This is a genomic window from Roseateles sp. GW821-FHT02E12, assembly GCF_059421665.1.
Map to the genome: position 1 here is coordinate 312,529 of NZ_JBWKVK010000002.1, position 23,518 is coordinate 336,046.

Genomic DNA, 23,518 nt, shown 5'->3' on the forward strand with positions numbered 1-23,518 from the left:
CTGCCGTAAGAACTGGCCCTCAGCCCTGGATGTACTGGAACAGCGACATGCGCTGGACCATGGCGTAGGTCTTCAGCGCGGTGTCGTAGCCGGTCTGCTGGTTCTGGAAGTCCGAGATGCCCTGCACCATGTCGATGTCCTCGGCGGCGCTCTTTTCCTCGGTGTTGTACTGCTTGAGCGCGGCCAGGCGGGTCTCGGTGCCGTCGAGGTTGTTCAGGCGCTCGCCGGTCTGGCTGCGCGCGTTCTGCAGCCCGCCCATGGCAGCGTCGATGTCGCGCAGCCGGCCGGAGTTGCTCTGGGCGATCTGCGCGTTGCTGCGCAGCGGCGTCTTCAGCTCGCTGATGGCGCGGTCCAGTACGTCGAAGACCTTGAGGGAGTTGGTGGCCGGTGCAACCGAGAAGTTGTCGCCGTCGGCCGGCGTGCCCGCGACGGCGACGCTGATGCCGTCGAAGACGATGGACTGGCCGGACTTGTAGGCGCCACCGGCAACGCCGGCGCCGGTGTCGGTGTTGGTGACGCTGTAAGTCTGCGCCGGCGCCGTGCCGGCGATGTCGATGCGGTAGTTCTGGCCGGTCACCAGCGTGGGGTCGATGACGCGGCCCGAGTCGACCCAGGCCTGGGCCGGGTTGCCGGTGATGCCGTTGGCGTTGGCGTCGGTGACGAACGTGCCGTTGCCGCTGCGTGCCTGCTCCCACGCGCCGCGGCCGTCGATGCTGAGCTGGAAGTTGTCGAGGTTGCCGGTCTGGATGGTGCCGGCCACGCCGACGTAGCTGACGCCGCCGGCCTGGTCCAGGAAGGGCGGGTTGGCCGAGCCCTGGCCCGAGAAGAGATAGCCACCGCCGCCGTCCGGCCGGTTGGCGATGGACAGGAGCTGGTCGCGGATGCCCTGGAGCTTGTTGGCCAGGCCCTGGCGCTCGGCGTCGGAGTAGCTGGCGTTGCCGGCCGACACCATGGTCTCGCGGGCCTGCTGCATCAGCTCGTTGGCGTCGCCCAGTGCGGACTCGGCCAGCGTCATGCTGTTGCGGCTGGCTTCCAGCGCGCGCTGGTTGGCGTCGACACGGCCGATGGCGGCCAGCGCCCGCTCGGCGCGCGCAGCGCCGGTGGGGTCGTCGCTGGCCATGGTGATGCGCTTGCCCGACGTCAGCTGCTGCTGCTGGTTCTGCAGAGACTGCTGGCGGCGCTGCAGGTTGGCGATGGAGGCGTCGTAGAGGTTGGCGGTGGAGAGTCTCATGGCTTACCTCTGTGCCTAGCGCGCAGCGATGCGCATCAGTTCGTCGAAAAGGGTCTGGGCGGTCTGCAGCACCTTGGCAGCGGCCTGGTAGCTCTGCTGGAACTGCATCAGGCGCGAGGCTTCCTCGTCGAGGTTGACGCCAGCCTGGCCGGCGCGGTTGGCCTCGGAGTCGCCGGCGACGCTGGTGGACACGCCCGACAGGTAGTTGGCACTCTGCACGCGGGCGCCAATCTCGCTCATCGCGGCAGCGTAAGCGTCGTTGATGGTCGTGCCCGGCGTGACGCCGCCACCGGCGAGCAACTGGCGGCCGACAAAGCCTTCGGACTGGATGTTCAGGAAGGCCTTGGCGTTGCCGTTGTTGGTGCTGGTGAAGACGGTCGGGTCGAGCGCCAGCTTGTCGCCCGAGCGCGGCACGCCGTTGGTACGCAGCTCGAAGCCGAGGTCGATGCCGGCGGCCGGCTGGTTGCCGATGGCCTGGCCCGGGCTCCACACGCCGTTGAGCACGGTGCCGTCGGCCAGCGTCACCGTGTACAGCACGTTGGCAGGGTTGGCCGGGTCGGGGCCGCCGAACTCGACGGTCATCGGGACCTTGGTGGGGTCGTAGCTGCTGTTGACGGCGTAGATGCTGTCGACCGTCAGCGTGCCGGTGTTGTTGACCGAGGCGGCGGCCGTCAGCGGCGAGGCGGCGGCGATGCCGTTGGGGTTGTCCAGCACGCGGCGCATCTCGACGGCCGCGGCGCCCACGGGCTCGATGAGAAAGCTCTCGCCGGCGGCGGGTGCACCGGGAGTGAAAGTGAACTGGACGCCGTCGATCGTGTCGCCGTCGTTGATGTTGCGCACCAGGCCGTCGGACAGCCGGGTCAGCTCGTAGGTGCCGGACACACTGGACGTCAGCTTGTAGCTGCTGGCCTGCAGCTGGCTGGCGTTGACGATGGTGGCCTGCACGCCGTTGGTGAAGCTGCCGCCGGGGTTGCGCAGATTGGTGGCAGCCGGCATCACCTTCGGAACGGCGACGTTGAAGATGGGCGCGCCCTTGCCGGGCGGGTTGGACAGATCCAGGCCGAGGCTGTTCTGGTCGTTGACGCGGGTGCCGATGGCGGCCGCGAGCTGGCCGAGCAGGTTCTTGGCGTCCTGCAGGTCCTTGTTCTGAAAACTCAGCAGCGCCGTCATCGAGCCGCCGGTCAGCACGCTCTCGTCCAGCCCACGGCTCAGGCCGCCTTCGTTCAGGGACAGCATGGCGCGCTGGGGGTCGTAGGCGTCGGCCGAGACCTGCAGCGTGGAGGCCTGGTTGCCCAGCACGAGGCGCTGGCCGCCGCCGATGAAGACACCGACGGTGTCGTCGTCGGCGGTCAGCGTCGTTACCGCGACATGCTCACCCAGTTGGGAGATCAGCAGCTCGCGCTTGTCGAGCAGGTCGTTGGGCGTGTGGCCGCTGCCGCGCGTCTTGGAGATCTGGTCGTTGATGTTGGCGATCTGCCGCGCCAGCTCGTTGACGACGGTGACGTTGGCCTTGAGGTCGCTGACGACGCCGGCCTGCAGGTCGGTGATCTGCTGGCCGGCGTTGGAGAAGCGCACGGCCAGCTCGTTGGCACGGCCGAGCGCCACCTGGCGGGCCGAGGGGTCGTTCGGCCGGCTGGTCACGTCGACCATGGCGTTCAGGAACTGGCTGGCCGCGTAGCCCAGGCCGTCGGTGCCGGGCGGGAAGACTTTCTCCATGCGGGACAGTTGGTCGGCACGCGTCGAGTCCGCCATCGCGGCGGACTTGGAGCTGGCGGCTTCCTTGGTCAGGAACTCGTTGTGCGAGCGCACGACGGTCTGCACGTCCACGCCCTTGCCGAAGAAGCCCGCGCCGGTGTACTGGCCGGGCGAGGTTGTCAGCACGACTGACTGGCGCGAGTAGCCCTGCGTGTTCGCGTTGGCGATGTTCTGGCCGATGGTCTGCAATGCCGCCTGGTTGGCGAACATCGCGCGGGCGCCGAGGGTGAGCAAGCCAGCCATGGTCTAGTCCTTAGGCGAGTGTGCTTTGCACGCGCTGCGTCGTGTGGATGGTCTTCGCCAGCTTCTCGGCATAGGCCGGGTCGGTGGCGTAGCCGGCCTGCTGCAGGCCGCGTGCGAAGCCGGCGGCGTTGCCATTCTGGGCTTGGGCGACGACCTTGGAATAGCGGTCGTTGCTGCTGATCAGCCGGGCGTAGTCCTTGAAGGCCTCGTCATAGCTGCCGTAGGCGCGGAACTTGGCGGTGACCTTGACGGCCTGGCCATTGATGACCTCGGTGGTCTTCACGTCGACGGTCTTGCCCGTCCAGCCCGGCGTGGCCTTGATGCCGAAGACGTTGTGGCTCTTGCTGCCGTCGGCGCCAACGATCTCGCGCTTGCCCCAGCCGCTCTCGTGCGCAGCCTGGGCGACCATGAAGCTGGCCGGGATGCCAGTGGTTGCCGAGGCCGAGCGGGCGGCGGCGTCGTGCTGCTGGATGAAGCTCTGCACGTGGTTGGGGATGCCCTTGGTGGCCAGCGCGGGCAGGGCCTGGGCCAGCGTCGTCTGGCTGGCCTTCCTGACGTTCTCGGGCGACAGGTCCTGGATGCCCATCTGGCGCTGCAGCTGCTTCTGGATGGCTTCCGACAGGCCGCCCGGCAGGCCGCTCATCTTGCCGGCGAACTGCGTGTCCAGCATTTCGGTGCCGAGCTGGGTCGCGTTGTTGTCCAGCATGCCGCTGGACAAGGTGGAAGCGCGCATGCTCTTCATGACTTCCTGCATGAAGAGCGATTCGAACTGCTTGGCCGTCTCGCGGATGCTGGCCTTGGGGTCGCGCGAGGCCTGGGCCTTCAGCGCGTCCAGGCTGCCCAAGCTCTGGCCGGAAACGGACTGGAAGCTGTTGGCCATCAGATCACCTCAAGCTCGGCATTCAAGGCGCCCGCGCTCTTCATGGCCTGCAGGATGGCGAGCAGATCCTGCGGTGTGGCGCCGAGGGAGTTCAGCGCCTTGACGACGTCTGACAGGCGCGCGCCGGCGGCCAGCTGGATGAGGCTGCCGGGTTCCTGGCGGATGGAGATGTCGGCCTTTTCGGCCACCGTCGTCTGGCCGCCGGACAGCGCATTGGGCTGGCTGATGATGGGCGTGGAGCTGATCGTCACCGACAGGTTGCCGTGGGCGATGGCGCAGGCCGACAGCGTGACGGCCTGGTTCATGACGATGGAGCCGGTGCGGGCATTGATGACGATGCGCGCGGCCGGTGCCGCCATGTCGATGGCGAGGTTCTCGACATCGGCCAGGAAGGCGACGCGTTCGTCCGGCGTGGTGGGGGCGCGCACGCGCACGACGCGGCCGTCCAGCGCCTGGGCCACGCCGCTGCCCTTGGCCTTGTTGATGGCCTGCGCCACGGCGCGGGCGGTGGCGAAATCGCTGCTGTTGAGATCGAGTTGGATGCTGTCGCCCTGCGCCAGGGGCGTGGGCACGGAACGCTCGACGAGGGCGCCCGCCGGGATGCGGCCGGCGCTCAGGTGGTTGATCTGTACCTTGGAGCCACCGGCGGAAGCGCCGGCACCGCCCACCACCAGGTTGCCCTGGGCGATGGCGTAGATCTGGCCATCAGCGCCGCGCAGGGGTGTGGCGATCAGCGTGCCGCCGCGCAGGCTCTTGGCGTTGCCGATGGACGAGACGTTGATGTCCAGTTGCTGGCCGGGCTGGGCGAAGGCCGGCAGCGAGGCCGTCACCATGACGGCGGCGATATTGCGCGGCTGCATCGTCACGCCCTGGGGGAGGATCACGCCGAACTGCTGCAGCATGGCCGACAGGCTTTGGCCCGTGAAGGGCGCCTGCGTCGTCTGGTCGCCCGTACCGTCCAGGCCGACGATGAGCCCATAGCCCGTCAACGGGTTGGAGCGCACGCCGGCGATCGAGGCAACTTCCTTGATGCGGGCGGCCTCGGCGGGCGGCGCCAGGGGCGCCAGCACGACGGCGAGGCTGAGGAGGAGGGCTTGCAGGGACTTCACTCGGCAGATTCTGCGGACGCTTGAGCCCGCGAAGCCGACGAAAAGGGCGCGGACCGCCCCGCTTTTCGAAGCCACTGGCCGTGGCTGCCGGGAAGGACGGGGATTTTTCACAGTTTGTAAGGCCAGGCCGGTTCGGCCGACCACTGGCCACCTGTGAGGCACTGAGGCGCCCAGTCAGCACAGCCCCCTTTCTTTCCCCCTCATCTTTTTGGAGACCCGAAATGAAACGCCTTTCCCTGCTGACCCTCGCTCTGGCCACCTCCCTCGCCGCTTTCACCGTGCCTGCCCAGGCCCAGAGCGTGACGCGCGAACAGGTCAAGATGGAGCGCGACACCTTCCTGGCGCTGATGCGCTGGGACGAACTGACCGGCATGTGGGTGCTGAAGTCCGGCATGGAGCCGCCCAGGGGCGTCATGTCGCGTGCCGAGGTCATCGCGATGCGTGACCATTTCCTGCGCATGAACGTCTACGACGACACCGTCGGCACCTGGGTGCCGGCCAAGGCGCCGCGCGACATGAGCACGCTGACCCGCGAGCAGGTCAACATGGAGACGCTGCGCTTCCTGATGATGTACCGCTACGACGAGCAGCGGAACGAGTGGATCAGCAAGATGCGCTGAAGATCCGGTGCGCCCGGGGCTGGCCTCCGGGCGCCATCCGCCGGCCCCTGCGCGGGCCGCATGCCCTGATCGCCCGACCGGCCGGTTGGGCGATTTTCATTGCGGGACGCAAGCTTGTACTCAGCTTGCAAGTCTCCTGCCGTGAGATTCTGTCAATCCCGACTCTTGGCCCTCCACGGGCTCTGCCAACGACGCGTGAGCGTCGAGATGACGGTGGAACTACTTCACGTTTTCGCGCACTTGAGGCGCGTTGGGAGCGTTTGAGGGAAATTCCGGACCTGACGGCCACTTGACTGAAGGGTTGTGTGACAGGTTTCTGAATGTGTACATCGGTAAAGTTTTGCTTACTGACCCGAGCTGCACACGTTTGCAAGACCTGCCATGCCCCCGCCCTTCGTACCGCTGACCCTGGTTCACGTCGTGTTTTCGTCCCGGATCGCGGGCGGTGAGCGGCATTGCATCGACCTCGCCAACGCCCAGGCCGCGCTGGGCCACCGTGTCCACGTCATCGGTTCGGCCGGCTCGGCCGTCGCCGGTGCGCTGGCGCAGGGCGTGCAGTTCCACGGCCTCGCCTTGCCGCTGCTGCGCGGCTGGCGCGTCGCTGCGCTGGCGCGCCGCCTGGGTGCCGACGTCTGCCACGGCCACCTCGGCCCGGCCTGCAAGGCCGTTGCCCACGCCCGCCGCTCGGCGCGCATCGGCACCCTGCACGTCGGCTACAAGGCCCACCACCATGCGCGCCTGGACGGCCTCGTCTGCGTGAACCGCGCCCAGTACGACGGCCTGCCCGACAGCGAATCGCTGGCCCACGTCATCTACAACTGGGCACCCGAGCGTGACGCGGCAGCCGCGGCGCGCCACACCGATCTGCGCGCCGAGCTGGGCCTGGCGCCCGACCAGTTGCTGGTCGGCAGCGTCGGCCGCCTGCACCGCAGCAAGGGCATGGACCTGCTGATCGCCGCCTTCAAGGCTCACGCACCGGCGGACGCCGTGCTGGCCATCCTCGGCGAAGGCCCGGACGAAGCCCAGCTGAAGGAAATGGCCGCCGCCGACTCGCGCATCCGCCTGCTGGGTTTCCGCAGCGATGTCGACCAGGCACTGAAGGCCTTCGACCTGTTCGTGTCGCCGTCCCGCGAGGAAGCCTTCCCGCTGGCCATCCTGGAGGCCATGCGCGCCGGCCGGCCGGTGCTGTCTTCCGCCACCCAAGGCCCGCTGGAGATGCTGGCCGGCCAGCCGGCGCGTCTCGTGCCGGTCGGCGACGCCAACGTGCTGGGCCATGCGATGGCCGAGGAACTCGCGCGCCTGCGCCCGCTCAGCGCCCCGCAGCGCGCCGTGCGCTACGCAACGGCCGCCTACGACCGCTCCAACGCCGTCGCCCGCACGCTGGGCTTCTATCGCGATGTCATGCTGCACCAGGCCGCCCAGGTCCAGCGCTTCGATGACGAGGAAGACGCCTACGCCGCCTGGCACGTCTGATGTTCAAGAGGCCGCGCAGCGACTTCTGGCGAGTCGGCATCGTTCCCGTTCCTGTTGAAGACATCGATGCCCGCAGCCTGGGTGCCGCGCGGGAGCGCATCACCTGGCTGCCCGAGGCCGGCCGCTGGCGCTATCTGGCCGACCCCTTCGGCCTGGTACGTGGCGACGCCCTGCACGTCTTCGTTGAAGCCTTCGACTATCCGCTCAAGCGCGCCACCATCGAGCGCCACGAATTCCGCCTGGCCGACCTGACCTGGCGCGGCCGCACGACGGTGCTGGACAAGCCATTCCACCTGTCCTACCCCCAGGTCTTCGAGCACGACGGCGAGACCTGGATGGTGCCGGAGACCTTCCAGGCCGGCGAGATTGCGCTCTACCGCGCGTCCGACGATTCGCTGGACAACTGGGAGCGCGAGTGCGCGCTGATTGGCGGCGTACCCGGGGCAGACGCCTCGCTCGTCGAGTACCAGGGTCGGTGGTGGATGTTCTACACGCTGGTCGGCCCCGGTGCGCGTGACCAGCGCGAACTGCACGTCGCCCACGCCCCCGCGCTGGCCGGCCCGTGGACGCCGCTGGCTGCCAACCCCGTGCGCGTGAACCGTGAGGGCGCGCGCCCGGCCGGCCGGCCCTTCATCGGCCGCGACGGTGTGCTGACGCTGCCGGTGCAGGACAGCTCGACCGGCTACGGCGGCGCCACGCGCCTGCTCCGGTTCCCGGTGCTGACGCCGGAGCGCGTCGACATTGAGGCCGGCACTGAACGCCTGACCGGCGACCTCGTCAGCAGCAGCCACACCGCCGGCCTGCACACGCTGACGGGTTGCGCCGGCTTCACGCTGATCGACGTGAAGCGCATCGACCGCTCGCGCGGCAGGCAGTGGCTGGACTTCAAGCGCCGGCTGAGGCGACTGACAGGCGGTTGACGAACCGGGGCGGCTGACGGATTTCGGTTGATTGGTGTATTGATATTGCAATACACTAATGCGCATGGCCGGCAACCCTAGTCCTAACCCCGTCCCCTTCGACATCCAGCCCCACCACGCCACGCCCATCTACCGGCAGGTCGTGGAGCAGGTGCAGCGCCTTGTCGCCAGCGGCCAGCTGGTGGCTGGCGACGAACTGCCCAGCGTGCGCACCGTGGCCGAGCGCCACGCCGTCAACCCCATGACGGTCAGCAAGGCATACAGCCTGCTGGAGGCGCAGGGCCTACTGGAGCGGCGGCGGGGGCTGGGCATGGTGGTGGCCGAAGGCGTGCAGCGCACAGCCAAGGCGACCGACCGCATCGCGCTGCTGCAGCCGGCGCTGGACGCCGTTGCCCGTCATGCCGTGCAACTCGGCATCACCCCCGCCGCCGCGCTCGCAGCGTTCGAGCGCGCCCTTCAGGAGCAAGAGCAACCATGACCCCCGTCCTCCAAGCCCGGCAGCTCACGCTCGACCGCCACGGCGACAGCTGGACCAGTGCCCGCGCCCGCGTGCTCGACCGCATCGACCTCGACATCCCCGCGGGCGCCGTCGTTGGCCTCGTCGGCCGCAACGGCGCGGGCAAGAGCACGCTGATGCGCGCGCTGCTCGGCCTCATCACGCCCTCGGCCGGCGAGGCCCAACTGCTGGGCGAGCCCAGCCTGGCGCTGACCGACGCCGTGCGCGAACGCCTGGGCTATGTGGCGCAAACGCCGGACCTCTTCCCGCGCCTGACCGGCATGCAGCACCTGGGCGAAATGGCCGCCGTCTACCGCGGCCTGCACCTGCCCACGGCCGCCACGCTTGCCGCGCGGCTGGACCTGAGCCTGGGCAAGCGCGCCGATGCGCTCTCGCTCGGCGACCAGCAGAAGCTCTCCCTCGTGCTGGCGCTGGCGCACGACCCCGACCTGCTGCTGCTCGATGAGCCGATGGCGAGCCTGGACCCGATCACGCGCCGCGAGGTGCTGCGCGCGCTCTTCGGCCTGCGCCAGCGCGCCGAGCCGCGCACCGTGCTGATCTCCAGCCACTTGCTGGCCGACCTGGAGCGCATCGTCAGTCATGTGCTCTTCCTTCGTGACGGCCGGGTGCAGCTCTTCATCGGCTGGGACGATCTGCTGGAACACCTGCGGCGCGTGCCCTGCGCCGCGCCACCGCCGGCCCTGGCGCCGGGCCAACTGCACTGGTCGGCGCGCGATGGCGGGCAGTTGCTGGTGGACACGCGCATGTGCCGGGCCGAAGGCGGCGTGGCGCTGGACATGACGGGCGTGCTGGAGCTGTTGAACACATGAACACGTCTCAAGCCTTGAAAGCACGCGGCCCCGGCTTCGACGACGGGGCGTTGGACGTCGGCCTGATCGGGCCGCTGCTCATCTCCGGTTTTGCGCTGCTGCTGGCGTTGCTGCTTGGCAGCAACTCGGATGCGCCGCCGGCGCTGCGCTATGCCATCGTCGGCCTGCAGGCCGTGATGCTGGCGGTGAGCGCGGCAATGTCCGCGTCGTCCGCCAGCGTGCGGATCGGGCAGTGGGTGGCACGGGCGGCGCCATCGCAGGCGGCTGTTCGTACCCGCCTGCGCATGTGCCGGCAGTTGGTGGTCACGGGCGCCTTGGGGTTCGCAGGCCCCCTGCTGCTGGCCGGTCGCCTGTCGGAGGCGGATGGTGTGGCCGCCATGGCGCCCACGGCCATGCTCGCCACGCTCGCGATGCTGGCAAGCGCACAGGCCCTTGGTGCCTGCTGCGGCCTGGCATGGCGAGGCCGTTTGCCGCGCCGGGCGCTGCTGGGCTGGCTACTGCTCGTGCTGACCGTGTCGATGACGGGCATGCTGCTGCGCTGGCTGATAGCCTGGCCGGTGCTCGCGCTCAGCCTGTTGGGCGCGGTCGCCGCCGTGTGGTGGTGGGTGGCCGGGGTGCTGCGCCGGCCGGTGCTGGCTTGGTCCGGCGTGCCGCGCTTTCGGGGTGTGGCCGTCTCGGGTGGGCGCAACAAGGCCATCGGTTGGCGGCTGCTGCCGTTCGCGGACTTGTTGCGCAGCGGACAGCGTGGTGACGTCTGGGTCTATGGAGGTTCGCGGGCGGTATCTTCGGTCGCGACCATGCTTGCGGTCGTCGGTGCGCAGTTCATCGGTCAGCACAAGCTGTGGGTCTTCCTCGCCTGGGGCAATCCGGTCGAGGGCTTCGGCGTGCTGGGCTATGCCGGCTGGCTCGCGGTGTTGGGTGTGAGTTGCAGCACCAGCCTCGTCCACCCCGGCCTGCATTGGCGCAACAGGCTGGCGCCCGGTGGCCTGTCGCCGACGGCCTGGGCCTGGCGCATGCTTGCCGGCAGTGCGTTGGCGAGCGGTGCGCTGCTCATCATGTTCGCCGCGTTGTCCTTGGTGTTTGCCCCGCGGCAGCAGTACGGGGCGATGCTCAGCAGTTGGCCCCTGGCCATGGGCGACCTGGCCCTGGCGCTGACCTGGAGCGTCTGGGTGCGCGGGCTGCGCAACCACCAGGTCGCCATGTTGCTCGGTTGGCTGGCGTTCGCGGGTGTCGCCGCGGCCATCCTCGCCGCGCTGGTGGCCGTTGGGTGGCCGCTCGTGCGCGGCGGCGTCTGGCTCGCGGTCGAACTGGTGCTCGCGGCGCTGCTGGCCCGCGCTGCTGTGGCGCAGTGGGCACGGCGCGACCTGAACCCCCTGGCCGAGCAGGACAACGGCGTGCTAGCGTGACCCGCCATGGACACGCCCTCGCTCGCCGACCGCATCGCCACCGCCACCGCCTGCCTCGAACAGCAAGTCATCGCCTGGCGGCGCGACCTGCACCAGCATCCCGAACTCGGCAACCGAGAGTTCCGCACCGCGTCCGTTGTCGCCGAGCATCTGCGCAGCCTGGGCTTTGACGAGATCAAGACCGGCGTCGCACACACCGGCGTCGTCGGCCTGCTGAAAGGCGGCAAGCCTGGCGGCGTGGTGGCGCTGCGGGCCGACATGGACGGCCTGCCCGTCACCGAAGAAGTGGAGCTGCCCTTCGCCTCCAAGGCCCGCGCGGTCTGGAACGGCGAGGAGGTGGGCGTCATGCACGCCTGCGGGCATGACTGCCACGTCGCCATCCTGATGGGCGTGGCCAGCATCCTGGCCGGCCTGCGCGCCGACATTCCCGGTGCGGTGAAGTTCATCTTCCAGCCCGCCGAGGAAATGCCGCCCGAGGGCGAAGAGGGCGGTGCAGCACTGATGATCAAGGAAGGCGTGCTGGAGCACCCGACGCCGAGCGCCATCTTCGGCCTGCACGTCACGTCGCGCCAGCCGGTCGGCGTCATCGGCTACCGGCCTGGGCCGACGATGGCGAGCAGCGACAAGCTCAAGATCACCGTGCAGGGCAAGCAGACCCACGGCGCCGCGCCCTGGCTGGGCATCGACCCCATCGTCACGTCCGCGCAGATCGTGCTTGGCTTGCAGACCATCGTCAGTCGCACGCTGGACCTGAACCGCGAGCCGGCCGTCGTCACCATCGGCGCCATCAAGGGCGGTGTGCGCGAGAACATCATCCCGGACACCGTCGAGATGCGCGGCACCATCCGCAGCTTCGACGAGGGCATGCGCGACGCCATCCACGAGCGCGTCACGCAACTGGCCGAAGGCATCTCGGCCGCGTCGCGTGCCAGCTGCAAGGTCTGCATCACGAAGAACTACCCGGTCACCCGCAACGACCCCGTGCTGACCGAGCAGATGGTGCCCACGCTCACGCGCGTGGCCAGCACCGGGCCGCGGCCGATGGGCATCGAGGTCGTGCCCAAGGCCACCGGCGCGGAGGACTTCTCCTTCTTCCAGCGCCTGATTCCCGGGTTGTTCTTCTTCGTCGGCGTGACGCCGCCGGACATCGAACCGAGCCAGGCCTATTCCAACCACTCGCCGCGCTTCATCGCCGACGAGCGCGGGCTGGAGGTGGGCGTGCGGGCCCTGGCCAATCTGGCTGTGGACTATCTGGAGTCCGTCAGGGCTTGACGGCGCCAGGCTCAACGCGGGTCACGCTCGCCGCCGCGCAGGCTCCTGTCCGCCCAGGCGGCGCTGCGCAGCCTGGCGGACTCGCCGCTGGCCTCCATCTGCTGCAAGGCCTTGGTCAGCTGTGGCAGCAGCGCCCGGTGGCGGCTGTTCAGCAGCGCGTAGAGCGGCGTCGAGTGCAGCGCGGCGGGGAGCCTGGCGAGACCCTCGGTCTGATCCGCGTCGATGTCGGGCTCGCCGGTCGTGGACGCGAACAAGGCCAGGTCGATGGTGCCCATTCGCAGCAGCCGCAGCAGATCCTGCCGGGTGGTGGCCTCGACACGGCGTGGCACGTTGGCCAGCAGTTTCTCCAGCGCAATGACGCCACGCGGATGGCCAACACGCCAGGCCGCCAGCGAACTCAGATCGGCCGGCCCGGCCTCGCCTCGCCGCACATAGCCCCGGACCTCCATCGTGGCCAGCGGCACGGGCACAAGCAGCAGCCCGGGGTGTTCCTCGGCGACAGCGCGGATGCGCATCGTCTCGCCGTCCAGCAGGCCTTGTTCAGTCATGGCCATCGAACGGCGCAAAGGCAGCGGTTCGAAGAGTACCTCATGGCCCAGCGAGGCCAACGCGTGCCGTATCAGCGCGCGGGCGGCCGGAGACAAGCCGCTTTGGTCGTTGGCATCGGTGGCGAAGCGCAGCGGCGCGCTCCCCGCCCGACAGAGTCCGCCCACGGCAAGCCAAGTCAGCAGCGTTGGCGTCAAGTGGCGACGCCTCCACAACGAGAGCATCTGGCCCCCCGCCTCTGGCTATCTTTTTCTCCCTAGCCAGTGCGGATGTTAGAGCTCAGCTGGGCGCGATGTTCAGGAAAAAGCGCGACAGCCAACCCACCGCGTGGGTGTCTGCAACGGCGCCGCGGCCGCGCTGCTCGATGCGCACATTGGCGACCGAGGTCGACGACACGGCGTTGCCCTGGGCAATCATGCGCGGGTCCACCTGGCCGGAGAAGCGCAGCACGTCGACATTGCGGTTCACGCCGATCTGCTTCTCGCCGCTGATCATCAGGTGGCCGTTGGGCAGCACGCCGGTCACGACGGCCGTGATGGCGCCGGTGAACTCGTTGGTGTTCTGGTTGCTGCCCTTGCCCTTGTTGTCGTTCGCCGAGCTGGCACCGGCGCTGGCCTTGCCGAAGGAGTTGCCCGCGATCAGCGGCAGCGCCGTCACGCCGGCCGACAGGCTGCCCGACTTGCTCAGCTCGCTGGTGCTCGTCTGCGTGGCCGACACCTTCTCGACGATGTTGATCGTCAGCGTGTCGCCCACCAGCCTTGCGCGGTGGTCCTCGAACAGCGGGCGGTAGCTGGCGCCCTGGTAGATGGCGCCATTGGTGGGCGCCAACGGCTGCACCGGCGGCAGGTTGACGACGGGCGTGTGGGCCAGCTCGACCTGGGGTTCCGGGTAGGGCGTGGCGCAACCGGCCAGCAGGGCGGTGGCGAGGATGAGGGCGAAGTACTTCATGACGCGTCTCGTTAGATCTGGGCCAGTTTTTGCAGCATCTGGTCGGACGTCTGCACGGCCTTGGAGTTCAGCTCGTAGGCGCGCTGGGTCTGGATCATCTGCACCAGCTCCTCGACGACGTTGACGTTGGACGTCTCGACGAAGCCCTGCTGCAGGGCGCCCATGCCGTTGTTGTTGGGTGCACCGGTGTTGGGCGTGCCGCTGGCTGCCGTCTCGGTGAAGAGGTTCTGGCCCTTGGGATCCAGGCCGGCCGGATTCACGAAGTTGGCGAGCTGCAGCTGGCCGACGGTCTGCGCTGCGGCCTGGCCGGGCAGCGTGACGCTGACGGTGCCGTCGTTGCCGATGGTCAGGCTCTGCGCGTTGGCGGGAATGGTGATGCCCGGCAGCAGCGTGTAGCCGTTGTTGGTGACCATCTGGCCATTGGCATTGAGCTGGAACGAGCCGTCGCGTGTGTAGGCGGTCGTGCCGTCGGGCTGCTGGATCTGGAAGAAGCCGTCGCCCTTGATGGCCAGGTCCAGGTTGTTGCTGGTCTGCTGCAGGTTGCCCTGCGTGTAGATGCGAGCCGTGGCCACCGGGCGCACGCCCAGGCCCACCTGCAGGCCGGTGGGCAGCGTGGTCTGGTCGGTCGTGTTGGCGCCGGCCTGGCGCATGTTCTGGTAGATCAGGTCCTCGAAGACGGCGTGCGAGCGCTTGTAGCCGTTGGTGGCGACGTTGGCGAGGTTGTGCGAGATGTTGTCCAGCTGGGTCTGCTGGGCTTCCATGCCGGTCTTGGCGATCCAGAGCGAGCGCATCATGGTCAGGTACTCCCTAAAAGTTTGGCGGACTGCTGACCCTGGGTCTGCGCGATCTGCAAGAGCTTCATCTGCTGCTCGAACTGGCGGCCGGCGGCGATCATGGACACCATGGTCTCGACGGGGCTGACGTTGGAGCCTTCCAGCGCGCCGTCCTGCAGGCGGGCGGCCTGGTTGGCGGGCAGGTCGCCGTCGGCGGCGCGGAACAGGCCGTCGTCGCCGCGCGTGAGCTGGTTGGTCGTCTCGGGCGTGACGAGCTTGAGCCGGCCCACGGTGTTGGGCTTCTGGTTGGGCGACTTGGCGCTGATGGTGCCGTCGCTGCCGATGGACACCTGGCTGTTCTGCGGGATGTTGATAGGCCCGCCATCGCCCAGCACCGGCATGCCGTTGCGCATGACCAGGATGCCTTCGGCATTCACGTCCAGCGAGCCGGCACGGGTGTAGGCCTCGGTGCCGTCGTTGCTCTGCACCGCCAGCCAGGCATTGCCCTGCATGGCCACGTCGAGGTTGCGGCCGGTGGGCGTCAGCGGGCCCTGGGCGTCGTTGTAGCCGATCGTCGTTTCCAGCGAGTAGGCGCGCGTGGACGCGCCGTCGCCGCGCACCGGCACGGCGCGGAAGGCCTGCAGCTCGGCGCGAAAGCCGTTGGTCGTGACGTTGGCGAGGTTGTGCGAGAGCACGTCCTGCCGCTGCATGGCCGCCTTGGCGCCGGCCATCGAGAGGTAGATCATGCGGTCCATCGCGCGTCCTCGCCTTCAGTGCTTATCGAAGGTTCACGATCGTCTGCAGGACCTGATCCTGCGTCTTGATCGTCTGCGCATTGGCCTGGTAGGCGCGCTGCGCCGTCACCATGTTGACGAGCTCGGCGGTCAGGTCGACGTTGCTTTCTTCCAGCGCACCCGATTGCAGCGCGCCCATGTTGCCGTCGCCCGGTACGCCCACGACCGCGTCGCCCGAGGCGACCGTGCGGATCCAGACGTTGCCGCCCATGGTCTGCAGGCCTTGCGGGTTGCGGAAGGTGGCGAGCTCGACCTGGCCGGCCGGCTTGCTCTGGCCGTTGGAGTAGCGGGCCTGGACCACGCCGTCGTTGGCGACCTGGATGCCCGTCAACTGGCCGGGCGCGTAGCCGTCCTGGCTGAGGTTGGTCACCGCGAAGCTGCTGCCGTTCTCGGTCGCGCCGGCCAGCGAGAGCTGGATGCCGGGGATTGCGAGCGTCGAGTTGCCGCGGGTGCTGGTGCCGGCAGGCACGTTCATCGGGATGTCGCCCGGCGGCGTGGTGCTGCTGCCCACGATGCCGGAAGGCGCGCCGCCGGTGGGCGGGAAGGTGATGGTGGTGTAGGGCGCCGTCGGGTTGCCGAAGGCATCCAGCGCGATGGCCGCACCCGCCGCGTCGGTGTCGAAGGGGGTGCCGTTCGCGGTGGCGTAGACGTTCCAGATGTCGTCGCCGGTGGCCGAGGTGGCGGCCTTCTGGAAGTAGAAGGTCACGGCCACGTCCTGGCCCTTGGCGTCGTAGACGGTCAGCGAGGTCGCGTTGTTGTAGGTGGCGCTGTCCTTCAAGTCCATGCCCAGGCCGGTGCCGCCGCCCGGGGCGGTCGTCTTCAGGCGGGAGTCGAGGTTGAACTCCATCGTCACGTTCGCCGTCGTCGCCGGCGGGATGCCGCCGGTGGGCAGTTGCAGCGGCTGGGCCGTGCCCGGCTGGATGACGCCGGCACCGTTGGCCGGGTAGCCCATCAGCTTGAGGCCATCGTTGTTGACGATGGAGCCGTCCTTGCTGACCTTGAACTGGCCGTTGCGGCTGTAGCGCGTGGGGTTCACGCCGTCGCTGACCTGGAAGAAGCCGCCGCCATTGATGGCGAGGTCCATCGGGTTCTCGGTCGTCGTGATGTTGCCCTGCGTGAACTGCTGGGCCACGGACTGCAGGCTGGTGCCGATGCCGACCTGATTCGCGCCGGCGCCATTCAGCGCGGCGGCGTAGACGTCAGAGAACTCGGCCCGCGAGCCCTTGGCGCCGAAGGTGCCGGAGTTGGCGATGTTGTTGCCGATGACGTCCAGGTTCTTGGAGGCGGCGTTGAGCCCGGAGAGGCCTTGCTGGAAGCTCATGGGGAGTCCTTGCTGTCGTGCGGGTGAGGGTTCAGTTGACGGACGAGACGGCCGTGTAGTCCACGGGGCCGAGGCGTTCGAGATTCAGCTTGAGGGTGCCGTTCTCGCTGTAGACGGCGTCCACCTTGTCGTGGGCGTACAGCGTGGAGGTCACGGCCTTGGCGCCGTTGGCGGCGGTGATGCGGTACTTGACCTCCGTGCCCTCGGCTACCTTGGTGCCGGCTGGCCAGGAGAAGGTCTGGCGGCCCGTGCCCTGGGCGCCCAGCTGCACGGTGTCGATGACGTTGCCGGCTCCGCCGAGGATCTCGAGCTTCACGGTCTGGGCCGCGCCGTCGAGCTCGTAGCTGCCGTCGGCCACGCCGTTCTCGACCTTCAGCTTGTCGCTGGGCACGCTGACCTCGCGGCCCACCAGCGAGATGGACTGCAGTGCCTGCATCTGGCCAAGCTGGGTGCCGAGGCCCTTGATGCTGGTGTCCAGCGTGGACAGGCTCGTCACCTGCTGGATCTGCGCCATCTGGCTCGTCACCTGGGCGTTGTCCATCGGGTTGAGCGGGTCCTGGTTGTTCATCTGGGCGACGAGCAGCTTCAGGAAACGGTCCTGGGTTTCGGCGGCGTTCTTGGCTGAGACGGTGGGCGTGCCCGTCGTGCTGCCGTTGAGTGCGGTGATGTCCATGGCGGGCTTTCAGCGGTCAGGACTGGCCGAGTTGCAAGGTCTTGAGCAGCAGGCTCTTGGCCGTGCTCATCACCTCGATGTTGTTTTGGTAGGAGCGCGAGGCCGAAATCATGTTGACCATCTCTTCCACCGGGCTCACGTTGGAATAGGTCACGTAGCCGTCGGCGTCGGCCTGCGGATGCTTGGGGTCGTGCACGCGGCGGCCGGGGGTCTGGTCCTCGGTGATGGTGCTCACGCGCACGCCGGCGTTGCCGCCGTCGGTGCCCGCGCCCATCAGCTGCGTCTGGAAGACGACCTGGCGCGCCTTGTAGGCCTGGCCGTCCGGGCCGGCCACGGTGTCGGCATTGGCCAGGTTGCTGGCCACCACGTTCAGGCGCTGGCTCTGCGCGCTGACCGCGCTGCCGGAGACGTTGAAGATCTGGAACATCGACATGGCGTATTACCCCTGGTTGGGCGACTTCATCGCATCGAGCGCGGTTCGCACCGAGCCGTTGATGAAACGCAGCGTCGCCTCGTACTTCACCGAGTTGTCGGCAAAGCTCGCGCGTTCGCGGTCCATGTCGACGCCGTTGCTGTCCAGGCTGGTCTGGGATTGCAGCGCGTAGTCCTTGCCGCTTTCGCCGCGGGCACCGGCCAGCGGCGCGATGTGGCCGCGTTGCGTCGTCTGCAGCGCGCCGTTGGTGGCGACCTCGCCGGTGGCTTCGCGCAGGGCCTTGGCGAAATTGATGTCGCGCGCCTGGTAGCCCGGCGTGTCGGCGTTGGCGATGTTGCTGGCGAGCAGGCGCTGGCGCTCCGCCCGCAGCGTGAGCGCCTGGGTCTGGAAGTTCAGCGTGTCGGTGATTCGGTTCAACATCTGGGGCCTCTTTCGAGGTTGCTTTCGGCATCAAGGGCCGGGATGGCTCTTGCGCAAATTGTCTGGAGCTGCCCCGAAAACATGAGCGGGATTAGCGGGCGCAAAGCCCGTCAATTCCGACCTAGCGCCGCCCGCCTGCTTCCCTAGAGTGGCGGTCATGCTCCGTGCCACCCTGCTCCTCGTCTGCCTGCTCGGCGCGCCTGCCGCGTGGGCGCAGGCTGTGCTTGAACCGGCACTGCTGGAGCGGGTGCGCGTGCTGGCCGAGACGGCCGCCCGCGCCGCCGCGCCGCCCAATACCCGCGTCGCCGTCGAGATCGGCGCGCTCGACGCCCGCCTGCGCCTGGCGCCCTGCCAGCAGGTGCAGCCTTACCTGCCGCCTGGCATGGCCGTCTGGGGCAAGAGCCGTATCGGTCTGCGCTGCACCGACGGCGTTGCACGCTGGAACGTGACGCTGCCGGTGCGCGTCGCCGTTTTCGGCCGCGCCGTCGTCGCCAACGGCCCGTTGCCGGCCGGCGTGAATTTGTCTCAAGAGCAGCTGGCCCTGGCCGATATCGACATTGCCGCCGAACCTGGCGCCGTTTTCACCGACGCAGCCTTGCTGATCGGGCGCACGCTCGCGCGGCCGTTGCAGGCTGCGGAAGCGGTGCGGGCGCCGGCGCTCAAGACGCGGCAGTGGTTCGCGGCCGGTGAGACCGTGCAGGTGTTGGCCGTCGGCACTGGGTTTTCGGTCGCCTCCGAGGCTCAGGCGCTGTCTGCCGGCATCGAAGGCCAGGAGGTCAGGGTGCGCTTTGAGAGCGGCCGCATCGGCAGTGGCCGGGCCACCGGCGACCGCAAAGTGGAGCTGCTGCTGTGAGCAAAGCACCACGAATCGGGGGTGATACGCCGAATTGGCCGGAAAAACCCGCCAGTTCTCTCTCAAGTTCCTGGGTCAGGGGCCGATACAGGTGGAAACTCCCCTGCAATGCCCTCAGCGGGGCCCGCCCCGCACCCTGGAGAAGCAAATGAAGATCGGTAACAGCCCTGATGGAAGTGCCAGCCCGGCCAAGGCCGAGCAGCGCCCCGCTGCGCGAAAGCCCGAACCCACGCCGAGCAACGACATCGTTCGTCAGCCGGCTGCCGCACCTGCAGCCAGCGCCCAGGTCGCTATCTCCAGTAGTGCCGCCAAGCTGGCCGCCAGCGCCGGATCCGACGATGGCAGCTTCGACGCCGCCAAGGTCGACCGCATCGCCAAGGCCATCAGTGAGGGCAAGTTCACGGTCAACGCCAATGCCATCGCGGACAAGTTGGTCGCGAATGCGCAAGAATTGCTGAGCGCGCGCGCCAACAAGCACTGAATCCCATGACAGCCACCGTTTCGCCTACTCCGCTCGGCCCCGAACTCGAACAGCCCCTGCTGGCCGTCGAGGCATCGTTGAACCAGCTTGGCGACGCGCTGGCTCGCCGCGACGCGGCCGCCATCGAGTTGCACGCAGCCGAGCTGCACCAGCACCTCGCCCGCGCCGTGCAAAGCTTCAGTGAAGCCGCCCGCACCGGCACCGTGCCCAGCGCGCTGCGCAACCGCCTCGTACGCGCCGGCGGCCTGCTGGCCGCCCAGCGCGAAACCCTGGCCCGTGGCAACGCCTCGCTGGACCGTGCGCTGGACGTGTTGATTCCCAGCGAACCCACCGGCCTGTATGGCGCCGGTGGCAAGGCCGAGCGCCGCAGCACCGGCGGCGGCAGCTACCAGGCCTGAGTCACAGGCCCCGAGCAAGAAAAGCCACCCTCGGGTGGCTTTTTTGTTGCCGCCTCGGCTTCAGTTCCGGCCGGCCATGACGCCTCCATCCACGTCCCAGACCACGCCGGTAACCCAGCTTGCCTGCTCCGACAGCAGGAAGCCGATGACGCTGGCGACGTCCTGCGGCTGGCCGACGCGCCCCAGCGGGTGGAAGGCGTCGAAACCGCGCAGCGTCGGCTCGATCTGGTCCTTGGCGATGAAGCCCTCGTAGATCGGCGTGGCCACGACGGCCGGTGCCACGGCATTGACGCGGATGCGGTGGGGTGCCAGCTCCATCGCCAGATGCTGGGTCAGCGCATGCAGGCCGGCCTTGGCCATGGAATAGGCCGATGACGGCGTGGCCGCGATGGCCTGCTTCGCCCACATCGAGCCGATGCTGACGATGGCGCCCGGGCGCTGCGCCTGCACCCACAGGCGGGCGACGGCCTGGGTGACGAAAAAGCTCGCGCGGTTGAGGGCGTGATACGCGTCGTAGTCCGCTGGTTCGTGCGCCAGGAAGGGCTTGGGCACGAACACGCCGGCCGCGTTGACGAACAGGTCGACGTCGCGATGGGCGCCTTGCAGGGCTTCGGTGATGGCTGCCAAGCCTTCGGGCGTCGTGATGTCGGCGGGGATCGTCGCGACCCGGTCCGTGCCGAGTTGCCCGGCCACCTGCCTCAGCTTGGCGGCGTTGCGGCCGACGATCACCACGGCGGCGCCTTGGGCATGCAGGTCGGCCGCCACCCGGGCGCCAATGCCGCTGCCCCCGCCGATGACGAGCAGCTTGCGGCCTGTGAAGTTCTGGGTCATGAATATCTCCTTTGACTACCTATCAATTGGTAGGTAACGCGAGCGGAAAAAGCCCATGGATGCACCCCCGCTCAGCGGGTGCCGGGCCGGAATCTCAGTGGTGTGGCGTCAAACCCTTCGGCCCGCAGGCCGCAGGGCTTGTTCCCGGCCTCGCCTCAGTGCCAGCAGAGGTCGAGCATGGCGCTGCCGACGGCAGTGGGGCGTTGGTCGTCGGCCAGGCCGCGGCCCACGACCATGGCGCCTTCGAGGGCGCAGAGGTAGGCACGCGCCAGCGCCTCGGGCTGGGCCTTGGGCCCCAGCGAGCCCTCGCGGCGGCCGAGCTCGAAGGCGTCGTTCAGCCAGCGCAGATTGATGTTGAAGAAGCGCGCCACCTCGTCCCTCACGGCCTGCGGCAGGTCATGCGCCTCGGCGCCCAGCATGCCGCAGACGCACAGGCGGCGCTCACGTGCAAAGGTGTGGTCGAAGAGCTCGGCATAGGCCAGGAGCCGATCTCGGGCGCCGGCGTGGCCGCCCTCGATGCGCAGCAGCGCCTCGCGGAAGCGGTGGGTGTAGCGCTGTACCACCATGGCGGCCAGGTCGCCTTTGGTGGGGAAGTGGTGGTGCACGCTGGGTTTCTTGATGCCGACCAGTTGCGCCACATCGTCGTAGGAAAAGCCGTTGTAGCCCTGCTGCTGCATCAGGCCCTCGGCGGCGTCGACGACGCGTTCCGCGGCGGGGCTGAGTTCGGAGAAATGCTTCATCGGGCTGGTGGCTGAGTCGATGTCGAGAGTTTGCCTACCAATTGGTAGGTTTGTCAACGGACAAAAGAAAAGCGGCCCCGGAGGGCCGCTTGTCGTTGCGCGGGAGGCGGCTTACTTGGCAGCCAGGGCCGTGGCGCGGCGGGCGACGGGAGCCGGGAAGTCGCCCAGTTCGCGAGCGGCGTTCTCGCCGTGGTCGGCGGCCAGCGCAGCGGTCTGCTCAGCTTGCAGCTCGGTCGCCTTGACCGTCAGGATGGCCTGGCGGGGCAGCTTGGCGGTCACGGTGGCGGCGGTCTTGGCGGCGGCGGGCGCCGTCACTTCGATGCCCTTCTCACCCTGGATGGCGGCCAGTTCGCCGCTGTTGCGGGCGGCCACGAGGTCGGCGATGACGGCTTCGCGGGTGGTTTGGGCGGAGGCGGCACCGGCAGCGATCAGCAGGGCGGCGGCGAAGACGGTGGACAGCTTGCTCATGATGATTTCCTTCAAGTTCCGTGGCGGGTTATTCCGCCGTGTTTGCTTGGGCATCGCGACCGCGGTGTCCATGGGCTGAACTCTAGGCAGTACCCCTCGGTAGAAACACCAGGTGCAAAGCAATGAGTCGTTTGCGAAATGCAAACAATTGAGGATTTGAAATTACCGTTGTGCCGATAAACGGCGCAATCGCAGAGTGCCGTGGTGGCCCACCTCGGGGCCGTGCGGTCAGCGGACGCCTGCGCTCAGCGGGTTGCCGCCTGGCGCACCTTGTCCAGGTAGGCGTGCCCATCCGGCGGCATCCCGCTGCGCTGGGAGGCCCAGATCATTTCGCCCAGGGCCTCCATCGCCACGTGGTGGGCTTCATGGCGCGAATTGCGCTTGGCGCTCAGCAGGTCGACCGCCTGGCGGATGCCGGAGGGCTGGTCGATGGCGTGCTGCTCGGTGATCGTCAGGTGCATGGACAGGTGCAGGAAGGGGTTGGTGCGACCTTCCTCCACCGTGTAGACCTTTTCCAGCGCCGCGGCCTCGTCGGCCAGGTCCGCGTGGTACTCCGGGTGCTCGGCGATCCAGTCCGCCGCGATGGCTTCCATCGGGATCAGCGGCGCGCCGTCGCGCCACTTGCGGTAGGTGGCGCAGAAGAAACGGCGGACTTCGAGCTGGGACGGGGCGAACATGAGCTCAATTGTCGCCGGGCCACCAGAACGGCGAGGCCGGCGAGCATCAGCAGCCCCGCACCCGGCTCGGGCACCGGCGTCGCAAAGTCCCAGCCGCTGGCGCCGACCGTGTTGAGCCCGGCGACTGACGGCACCAGCTGGTAGCCGGCGGAGTGCGCGAAGTCGGCCTCCACGTAGCGGCCCAGCAGCGCGTAGTCGCTGACCGACGCGCCGACGGCCAGCATGCCGGTGACGTAGATGGTGCGGCCCACTTCGGTGTCCAGCGTGAGCTGGTAGTTGCCCGGTGCGTCGCGGCTGGCGTCCCAGCTGCGGATCTTCACTTCACGGGTGGTCAGGTCGCCCAGGCGCGCCTCGGCCACGCCGTAGGCCGACAGGAAGCCGCCGATCTCGAAACTGGGGTTGGACAGATGCCCACCGATTTGGAAGTTGATCGTGTAGCTGACCGGCGTGCCCACGGCCAGCCCGGCGCCGGAGACAACGATGCTGTCGTAGAAGTTGCCCTGCACGCTGGCTCCGGCATAGCCGTAGTTGACGCGGTTGCCGGCCAGGTTGCAGCAGTAGGGGAAGCTGCCCGAGGCGAAGGCGCGCAGCAGGCCGACGTGCCCCTCGAAGCGGCCGATGCCATGGCCGCCGGCATAGCTGGCGATCTCGTACAGGTGCTGCATCTGCGCCAGCTTGGGGTCGTCGCGCAGGTCCAGGGTGGGCACGAAGCGCTGCTCGCCGTCGCCTGGCGTCAGGAAGCTGGTGGCGTGTACGTTCATGTTCACGCTGAGCTGCGAGTTGATGGCGGCGGCCGGGAGGCTGGCTGCCATCAGCAGGACGAACGTGGCCGGGGTGAGGGCGAGAGCGCGCATGGGGATTCCCAAGGTCAGCGCCAACAGCGGCGCATCTCCACACACGCAATCCGGCCGCAAAACCGGCCAGACA

The 23,518-nt window shown here is 68.5% G+C and carries 27 protein-coding genes; 10 read left to right on the plus strand and 17 right to left on the minus strand.

What is annotated here, in order from left to right:
* Positions 1 to 19 precede the first annotated feature (19 nt).
* From flgL to AC07V5_RS12190, 4 genes are read right to left on the minus strand one after another with little or no spacing between them, the layout of a single operon-like run.
* Positions 20 to 1,231, minus strand: a complete 1,212-nt coding sequence (gene flgL / locus AC07V5_RS12175) for a flagellar hook-associated protein FlgL (RefSeq protein ID WP_495115937.1) — start codon at positions 1,229 to 1,231, stop codon at positions 20 to 22.
* A gap of 15 nt (positions 1,232 to 1,246) precedes the next feature.
* Positions 1,247 to 3,229, minus strand: a complete 1,983-nt coding sequence (flgK, locus tag AC07V5_RS12180; protein WP_495115938.1) for a flagellar hook-associated protein FlgK — start codon at positions 3,227 to 3,229, stop codon at positions 1,247 to 1,249.
* A gap of 10 nt (positions 3,230 to 3,239) precedes the next feature.
* Positions 3,240 to 4,109: a flagellar assembly peptidoglycan hydrolase FlgJ gene (flgJ, locus tag AC07V5_RS12185; RefSeq protein ID WP_495115939.1), complete on the minus strand. Its 870-nt coding sequence runs from the start codon at positions 4,107 to 4,109 to the stop codon at positions 3,240 to 3,242.
* Positions 4,109 to 5,218, minus strand: coding sequence for a flagellar basal body P-ring protein FlgI (locus AC07V5_RS12190; RefSeq protein WP_495115940.1), 1,110 nt, complete (start codon positions 5,216 to 5,218; stop codon positions 4,109 to 4,111). The genes flgJ and AC07V5_RS12190 overlap by 1 nt, the downstream gene beginning before the upstream one ends.
* Before the next feature lie 221 nt (positions 5,219 to 5,439).
* Here AC07V5_RS12190 and AC07V5_RS12195 point away from each other — a divergent pair, with 221 nt between their 5' ends.
* The 7 genes from AC07V5_RS12195 to AC07V5_RS12225 all read left to right on the plus strand — a co-directional run bounded on the left by AC07V5_RS12195 (position 5,440) and on the right by AC07V5_RS12225 (position 12,235).
* Positions 5,440 to 5,838 carry a hypothetical protein gene (locus tag AC07V5_RS12195; protein ID WP_495115941.1) on the plus strand — a complete coding sequence of 133 codons (399 nt, stop codon included), beginning with the start codon at positions 5,440 to 5,442 and terminating at the stop codon, positions 5,836 to 5,838.
* Between the two features lie 381 nt (positions 5,839 to 6,219).
* Positions 6,220 to 7,311 (plus strand): glycosyltransferase, encoded by a 1,092-nt coding sequence (locus tag AC07V5_RS12200; protein ID WP_495115942.1) that lies wholly within the window; start codon positions 6,220 to 6,222, stop codon positions 7,309 to 7,311.
* On the plus strand, positions 7,311 to 8,231 hold the full coding sequence (locus AC07V5_RS12205; protein WP_495115943.1) for a glucosamine inositolphosphorylceramide transferase family protein: 921 nt from the start codon (positions 7,311 to 7,313) through the stop codon (positions 8,229 to 8,231). The genes AC07V5_RS12200 and AC07V5_RS12205 overlap by 1 nt, the downstream gene beginning before the upstream one ends.
* A gap of 64 nt (positions 8,232 to 8,295) precedes the next feature.
* Positions 8,296 to 8,709 (plus strand): GntR family transcriptional regulator, encoded by a 414-nt coding sequence (locus AC07V5_RS12210; RefSeq protein WP_495115944.1) that lies wholly within the window; start codon positions 8,296 to 8,298, stop codon positions 8,707 to 8,709.
* The gene (locus AC07V5_RS12215) at positions 8,706 to 9,557 is read left to right on the plus strand and encodes an ABC transporter ATP-binding protein (protein WP_495115945.1); all 852 of its coding nucleotides are present in this window, start codon (positions 8,706 to 8,708) and stop codon (positions 9,555 to 9,557) included. Before AC07V5_RS12210 ends, AC07V5_RS12215 begins: the two co-directional genes overlap by 4 nt.
* Positions 9,554 to 10,963 (plus strand): hypothetical protein, encoded by a 1,410-nt coding sequence (locus AC07V5_RS12220; RefSeq protein ID WP_495115946.1) that lies wholly within the window; start codon positions 9,554 to 9,556, stop codon positions 10,961 to 10,963. The genes AC07V5_RS12215 and AC07V5_RS12220 overlap by 4 nt, the downstream gene beginning before the upstream one ends.
* A gap of 6 nt (positions 10,964 to 10,969) precedes the next feature.
* Positions 10,970 to 12,235, plus strand: a complete 1,266-nt coding sequence (locus AC07V5_RS12225) for an amidohydrolase (RefSeq protein WP_495115947.1) — start codon at positions 10,970 to 10,972, stop codon at positions 12,233 to 12,235.
* A gap of 11 nt (positions 12,236 to 12,246) precedes the next feature.
* On the opposite strand, the gene AC07V5_RS12230 is transcribed toward AC07V5_RS12225, so the two are convergent.
* The 8 genes from AC07V5_RS12230 to flgB form a co-directional block, all read right to left on the minus strand.
* On the minus strand, positions 12,247 to 12,783 hold the full coding sequence (locus AC07V5_RS12230; RefSeq protein WP_495115948.1) for a substrate-binding periplasmic protein: 537 nt from the start codon (positions 12,781 to 12,783) through the stop codon (positions 12,247 to 12,249).
* 277 nt (positions 12,784 to 13,060) lie between these two features.
* Complete coding sequence (locus tag AC07V5_RS12235; protein ID WP_495115949.1) at positions 13,061 to 13,729, minus strand: flagellar basal body L-ring protein FlgH; 669 nt, start codon at positions 13,727 to 13,729, stop codon at positions 13,061 to 13,063.
* Positions 13,730 to 13,740: 11 nt separating this feature from the next.
* Positions 13,741 to 14,523, minus strand: coding sequence for a flagellar basal-body rod protein FlgG (flgG, locus tag AC07V5_RS12240; protein WP_495115950.1), 783 nt, complete (start codon positions 14,521 to 14,523; stop codon positions 13,741 to 13,743).
* Positions 14,524 to 14,525: 2 nt separating this feature from the next.
* The gene (gene flgF, locus AC07V5_RS12245) at positions 14,526 to 15,257 is read right to left on the minus strand and encodes a flagellar basal-body rod protein FlgF (protein ID WP_495115951.1); all 732 of its coding nucleotides are present in this window, start codon (positions 15,255 to 15,257) and stop codon (positions 14,526 to 14,528) included.
* Between the two features lie 22 nt (positions 15,258 to 15,279).
* Positions 15,280 to 16,617, minus strand: a complete 1,338-nt coding sequence (flgE, locus tag AC07V5_RS12250) for a flagellar hook protein FlgE (protein WP_495115952.1) — start codon at positions 16,615 to 16,617, stop codon at positions 15,280 to 15,282.
* A gap of 31 nt (positions 16,618 to 16,648) precedes the next feature.
* Positions 16,649 to 17,290 (minus strand): flagellar hook assembly protein FlgD, encoded by a 642-nt coding sequence (locus AC07V5_RS12255; RefSeq protein ID WP_495115953.1) that lies wholly within the window; start codon positions 17,288 to 17,290, stop codon positions 16,649 to 16,651.
* Positions 17,291 to 17,306: 16 nt separating this feature from the next.
* Positions 17,307 to 17,723, minus strand: a complete 417-nt coding sequence (gene flgC / locus AC07V5_RS12260) for a flagellar basal body rod protein FlgC (RefSeq protein ID WP_495115954.1) — start codon at positions 17,721 to 17,723, stop codon at positions 17,307 to 17,309.
* Positions 17,724 to 17,729: 6 nt separating this feature from the next.
* Positions 17,730 to 18,143, minus strand: a complete 414-nt coding sequence (flgB, locus tag AC07V5_RS12265) for a flagellar basal body rod protein FlgB (RefSeq protein ID WP_495115955.1) — start codon at positions 18,141 to 18,143, stop codon at positions 17,730 to 17,732.
* A gap of 157 nt (positions 18,144 to 18,300) precedes the next feature.
* Between flgB and flgA the strand changes: the two genes are divergently transcribed.
* The 3 genes from flgA (at position 18,301) to AC07V5_RS12280 (ending at position 19,875) form a co-directional block, all read left to right on the plus strand.
* Positions 18,301 to 18,996 (plus strand): flagellar basal body P-ring formation chaperone FlgA, encoded by a 696-nt coding sequence (gene flgA / locus AC07V5_RS12270; RefSeq protein ID WP_495115956.1) that lies wholly within the window; start codon positions 18,301 to 18,303, stop codon positions 18,994 to 18,996.
* A gap of 148 nt (positions 18,997 to 19,144) precedes the next feature.
* Entirely contained in the window at positions 19,145 to 19,477 is a 333-nt protein-coding gene (flgM, locus tag AC07V5_RS12275) for a flagellar biosynthesis anti-sigma factor FlgM (protein ID WP_495115957.1), read from the plus strand.
* A 5-nt stretch (positions 19,478 to 19,482) separates the two neighbouring features.
* Positions 19,483 to 19,875 carry a hypothetical protein gene (locus AC07V5_RS12280; protein WP_495115958.1) on the plus strand — a complete coding sequence of 131 codons (393 nt, stop codon included), beginning with the start codon at positions 19,483 to 19,485 and terminating at the stop codon, positions 19,873 to 19,875.
* Positions 19,876 to 19,935: 60 nt separating this feature from the next.
* Here the strand turns inward: AC07V5_RS12280 and AC07V5_RS12285 are convergent, their stop codons facing one another.
* The 5 genes from AC07V5_RS12285 to AC07V5_RS12305 all read right to left on the minus strand — a co-directional run bounded on the left by AC07V5_RS12285 (position 19,936) and on the right by AC07V5_RS12305 (position 23,445).
* A complete protein-coding gene (locus tag AC07V5_RS12285) occupies positions 19,936 to 20,706 on the minus strand; it encodes an SDR family NAD(P)-dependent oxidoreductase (RefSeq protein WP_495115959.1) in 771 nt (256 codons plus the stop codon).
* Positions 20,707 to 20,861: 155 nt separating this feature from the next.
* Entirely contained in the window at positions 20,862 to 21,446 is a 585-nt protein-coding gene (locus AC07V5_RS12290) for a TetR/AcrR family transcriptional regulator (RefSeq protein WP_495115960.1), read from the minus strand.
* A 111-nt stretch (positions 21,447 to 21,557) separates the two neighbouring features.
* Positions 21,558 to 21,914 (minus strand): hypothetical protein, encoded by a 357-nt coding sequence (locus AC07V5_RS12295; RefSeq protein ID WP_495115961.1) that lies wholly within the window; start codon positions 21,912 to 21,914, stop codon positions 21,558 to 21,560.
* Between the two features lie 245 nt (positions 21,915 to 22,159).
* Positions 22,160 to 22,591 (minus strand): DUF1841 family protein, encoded by a 432-nt coding sequence (locus AC07V5_RS12300; RefSeq protein WP_495115962.1) that lies wholly within the window; start codon positions 22,589 to 22,591, stop codon positions 22,160 to 22,162.
* Positions 22,513 to 23,445 carry a PEP-CTERM sorting domain-containing protein gene (locus AC07V5_RS12305; RefSeq protein WP_495115963.1) on the minus strand — a complete coding sequence of 311 codons (933 nt, stop codon included), beginning with the start codon at positions 23,443 to 23,445 and terminating at the stop codon, positions 22,513 to 22,515. The genes AC07V5_RS12300 and AC07V5_RS12305 overlap by 79 nt, the downstream gene beginning before the upstream one ends.
* Positions 23,446 to 23,518: the final 73 nt, after the last annotated feature.